Below are 4,926 nucleotides of genomic sequence, written 5' to 3' on the forward strand. Positions count from 1 at the left end.
ATGTTACCATATTTGCCGTGCCCGATACGAAGCGCGGTGAAGTGCCGGCCGCCGCTGTGGTTGTCGAACAAAAGCAGCCTCTTTCCACATTGCGAAAAATGGCGCTGCGCTTGCCGTCAATCGAGCGGCCGCGCTATTGGCTGCAATATGCGGAATTGCCGCTAAATTCCTGCTCCAAGCCGGATGTTCATGCCATGCTCGCCGATTGGCAAGCCACACAAAAAAAAGACGCGTAAGCGTCTTTTTTTAATGCTGCAACAATGTAAGAAATGCTTTCCCGAACCGTTTTTGTAATTCGCCAAGCAATACAGAATCGGTTGTTTGAGCATATCTTTCCGCCACTTCACGCGCTTTCACCAAGAGCGGTAAGTCGTGAATGGGATCTGCCACTTTAAGATCCGGCAAACCATGCTGTCGATATCCGAAAAGTTCTCCCGTACCGCGCAGCAGTAAATCTTTTTCCGCCAACGTAAAACCGTCCTGAATTTCGGCCATGTAACGCAAACGCTCCTGTGCCAGTTCGGTTTGGCTGTCGCTTACCAAAATACAATATGCCTGCGCGCTGCCGCGGCCGACACGACCGCGCAACTGGTGCAGTTGCGCTAAGCCGAAACGCTCTGCGCCTTCCACGAGCATGACCGTCGCATTCGGCACATTTACGCCGACCTCCACCACGCTGGTGGCGACCAGCAGATGGTATTGACGCTTGGCAAAAGCTGTCATCACCGCCTGTTTGGCGTCCGCTTTTAACCCGCCATAAACCAGACCGACGCCGAATTCATGGAATCGCTTTTCCAGCTCTTCGTATACCTCTACAGCGGCCTTTAAATCCATTTTTTCGGATTCTTCGACAAGCGGGCAGACAACATAGACTTGGTGTCCCCGTGTCATTTCTTTCTCCAAAAAACGTAAAATTCGCGGCATATACGAGCGGTTCACCGCAAAAGTCTGAACCGGTTTGCGACCCGGAGGCATTTCACGAATGAGAGATATATCCAAATCGCCATATACGGACAAGGCCAATGTACGCGGAATCGGAGTCGCGGTCATGACCAACGTGTGCGGTGCGCTCCCTTTTTCTTCCAAGCGCATGCGTTGCCGTACACCGAAGCGGTGTTGCTCATCTGTCACGACCAGGCCCAGCGCCTTCAATTCCACGTCCTCTTCTAAAAGGGCATGCGTACCGATACATACCGTTACGCTACCGTCAAGCAGTCCGGCAAGAATATCTTCCCGCTCGCTTTTATTGGTTTTCCCCGTCAAATTGGCAACGCGTATACCGAGCGGTGCTAAGAGCGGCTGCAGCGTTTCATAGTGCTGATTCGCGAGAATTTCCGTCGGTGCCATCAAAAGCGACTGGTACCCGTTTTCCGCCGCTTTCGTCATCGCAAGCGCCGCCACTACCGTTTTACCGCTGCCGACATCGCCCTGCAGTAACCGCCGCATCGGCACGATCCCTTCCATATCATCGCAAATATCCGCCAATGCCTTTTGCTGATCGCCGGTCAAACGGTACGGTAAGGTATGCATCAGTTGTCGAAAAAGGTTGCCGTTCGGTGCGCATTTGATACCGACTGCTCCTGTCTCGCGCTGCGCGCGTAAGCGCAAAACGCCAAGTTGCAAAAAGAAAAGTTCTTCAAAAGCCAATTCCTGACGCACTGCGGTCGCCGTTTCCTGATCCGGCGGTTGGTGCGCAAGGCGAGTCACCTCAGCGCGCGAACGCAGGCCGAGTTGCTGACGCACATCCGTCGGTAACGTCTCGGGAATATCCTTTATTGCAGCCAATGCCGTTTGGATCCAACGCTCCAGACTTGCCGGCCGGATGCCTTCCGTCAAGCCATAGACCGGTTGCAACTTACCTTCGACCGCGCTCCCTTCGTCGGGAAACACTACCTCGGGCGAATTCATTTGATATTTACCATAGCCCGCTTTAATGCGTCCGAAAGCGATAATCCGATCGCCCTCATGAAACAGCTTTCGTTTAAACGGCTGATTGAAATAAACCAGTTCGAGATTGCCACTGTCATCATTTACTATCACATTTAAAATAGACAAGCGCGGGCGAGGCCGTCGCTCCTGCACTTTTGTGATGACGCCTGCCACAGTCACGTCAGCACCGTCCGCCAGAGCACGGATCGGCACTACTTGTGAATAATCACGATAGGCGCGCGGATAATATTGCAGCAAATCGCCCACGGTATGTATGCCAAGCACAGCTAAACGTTGTTCTGCGGCTTTACCGATGCCTTTAATGACCGTTACCGGATCTTGCCAATGCATAGTTACCTCCTCTCCCTATTATACAAAAAACGGACTCTTACGAGTCCGTTTTTATGATCAGTCCTCCTGCGGCAAAATCAAATTTAAAACGATTGCCACAATGGCCGCCGATGCCACGGTCGAACCAAGTACATATTGCAGCAACTCAGGCAGCGTTGCCATGTAGTCTTTTGGCAGTAAATACAACGCCAACGAAATAACCATCGGGACGCCGATGACAAACATATTGCGTTCCGTAAGCCGCTCCTGTTTCAAAATACGAATTCCCGAAAGGGAGATAATCGCGCAAACGACCACGAACACACCGCCGATCACCGGTGCCGGAATAGACGCAATCAATGTCGCCAATTTGCCGGACAAACCGAACATCATCAGCCACGCGCCGGCGCCGTAAAACGCGTACCGGCTGGCGACACCGGTGATGGAAATCAGACCAGCATTGGTCGAATAGCCGGTGACCGGTGTCGAACCGACGAGGCTCGATACCAAACAGCCGAGGCCTTCACCGACCACGCCGCGATCGACCTGTTTCGGTGTAACATCTTCATTGATCACCGATCCGATCGCGAACCATGTGCCGGTGGTTTCCGCCATCAACACGAAGAATACGAAAATCATCGTTAAAATAGCCGATGGCGTAAAGCTCGGCATGTAATCGATAAATGCCAAATGCGGCCGCGCGAGCCACCCGGCCGCCGCTACACTTTCCCATTGGAAACGCCCCATCAACTGCGCTGCAACACTTCCCGTAGCCAGTGCAAAAATGACGGCACCGGTTCGTAGCCAATTCCCTTTTTTACCTATGTGTATACCCAAGGTCACGCAGAATATCAAGGTCACAACCGAAACCAATGCCAGTAAAATATTCTGTGTCACAGTTTCCGTTCCGTAAATCGCGTAAATATTTGAATCCAGCGCCACCGGCAGCAACGACAACCCGATGATTAAAATAATCGTACCGCCCACCAGACGCGGCACCAACACATTGATCAGTTTACGAAACACACCGGTCAAACCGAGCACGACCAACAGCAGCGAGGCCACCATCGTCGAACCGAACACTTCATTCAGCCCTAAAAATCCGCCGCCGGCGGCCATTGTTATCCCGACAATAGCTCCGATCGGCACATAACTCGGGCCTTGCGCGATCGGTAAGCGCATACAAAAATGCGCCTGAATGATCGTTGCAATCCCCGCTGCCAGAAATGTCGCCTGAATTAGAATCGACGCTTCCGCGACCCCCAAGCTTAAAATCGACGCGATGACAAACGGTACTACGTACACATCCATCGCCAACACGTGTTGCAAACCGAGAAAAATAATTTTATTCCATGGTAATTTTTCATTCGGCGCAACAATTAAATGTCCTTCGTACTGTGTTTCCTGCAAATTCTTCGCTGACTCCATGAGTTCTCCTTAACGACCTGACACCAATTGTCCCTGTACCCATACTTTAGTAATATTGGCACGGTTGGCGGTAAATAAAATTTTCTGCAAGACAGACTGTGTATCGTCCTCGCTATACAAAACAATATCGGAATGGGGGGCGGCCACATCGATCAGCTGCACATCCCAATGATATCCCGGTAAAAACAGACCGATATTTTGATGCAATGCTTTGCCGCCCGCCGTCGTCGCCATATAAAACGCATGGCGAAAATCAATACGTGACTCCGCCACACCGCGACTCGCGGCGGGAAGATTCGCGTCAACACCATCTTCCAGCATACGACTGGAGATAATCGCCTGACGAATATTCGCATAAATCGACGGTGCAAAGCCGCCGGACACGTCCGTACCCAAACCCGCTTTGACCCCTTGCGCATGCCGACGGCGAACCGGATATACGGCATTACCGAAAAACGCATTGGAAATCGGGCAATGGGAAATTGTCGAACCGCGTTGAGCGACCAATTTCGCCTCGTCTTCCGTCAATTGCGTCGCATGCCCCATCACCGCACGATCTGTTAAAAGACCAAAGGAGTCCAAAACCTCCGCATCCGATGTACCGAAATGTTCGTGCGCATAACCGGCCTGCCAGTCCGATTCCGACAAATGAGTTTGAATCGGAATCGGGTACCGCTCCGCCAGTTCTCCGAGTCCTTTCAGCGCTGCCGGCGTGCACGACGGCACAAAACGGGGTGTAATGACCGGCGTCAGCAATTGCCGTTCATCAGTAAGTGCCATGATGCGCTCAATCGTCTCTTCCGTACCGGCAATTCCCGCGTCCGCGGATGCGTCACGGTAGTAATCCGGACATTGATCGGGATTGTCCATTACCACTTTACCGAGTGCCGCGCGTTGGCCCAGTGTTTGACATACTTCACCGAGCAACACCGTAGCGTCCACATTTTGCGTACCGTAGTACAGTGCAGCCGTCGTACCGTTTGCTAAGCTGCGCATGACAAGATCCGAAAATACCGGCACCGCTTTTTCTCCATCGGTAAATGACTGTTCGAGTGAGAACGTGTATTTCTGCAGCCAATCCTCCAACGGGACATGCAATGCGTTACCTATATTTTCCCATTGCGGCGCGTGAATATGCAGATCGACAAATCCCGGCAACAGATATTGCGTGACGGATAACTCTTCCAATTCGCCATTCGCGCGGGCATCGTCTACCGCCGGACGTGATCTGGAACGACG

General features: G+C 52.2%; 4 protein-coding genes. 1 reads left to right on the forward strand and 3 read right to left on the reverse strand.

The window, feature by feature from the left end:
* A partial coding sequence (locus RDN69_RS05760; protein ID WP_288218362.1) for a hypothetical protein occupies positions 1 to 236 on the forward strand: 236 nt, incomplete at its 5' end.
* Between the two features lie 10 nt (positions 237 to 246).
* Here the strand turns inward: RDN69_RS05760 and recG are convergent.
* The 3 genes from recG to RDN69_RS05775 all read right to left on the reverse strand — a co-directional run.
* The gene (recG, locus tag RDN69_RS05765) at positions 247 to 2,280 is read right to left on the reverse strand and encodes an ATP-dependent DNA helicase RecG (RefSeq protein WP_273260777.1); all 2,034 of its coding nucleotides are present in this window, start codon (positions 2,278 to 2,280) and stop codon (positions 247 to 249) included.
* Positions 2,281 to 2,337: 57 nt separating this feature from the next.
* Positions 2,338 to 3,687, reverse strand: coding sequence for a uracil-xanthine permease family protein (locus RDN69_RS05770; RefSeq protein ID WP_024049276.1), 1,350 nt, complete (start codon positions 3,685 to 3,687; stop codon positions 2,338 to 2,340).
* A 9-nt stretch (positions 3,688 to 3,696) separates the two neighbouring features.
* Positions 3,697 to 4,926: amidohydrolase family protein (locus RDN69_RS05775; RefSeq protein ID WP_288218363.1), on the reverse strand; the 1,230-nt coding region annotated here is incomplete at its 5' end.

This window comes from uncultured Negativicoccus sp. (assembly GCF_902480485.1).
GTDB lineage: Bacteria > Bacillota > Negativicutes > Veillonellales > Negativicoccaceae > Negativicoccus > Negativicoccus succinicivorans.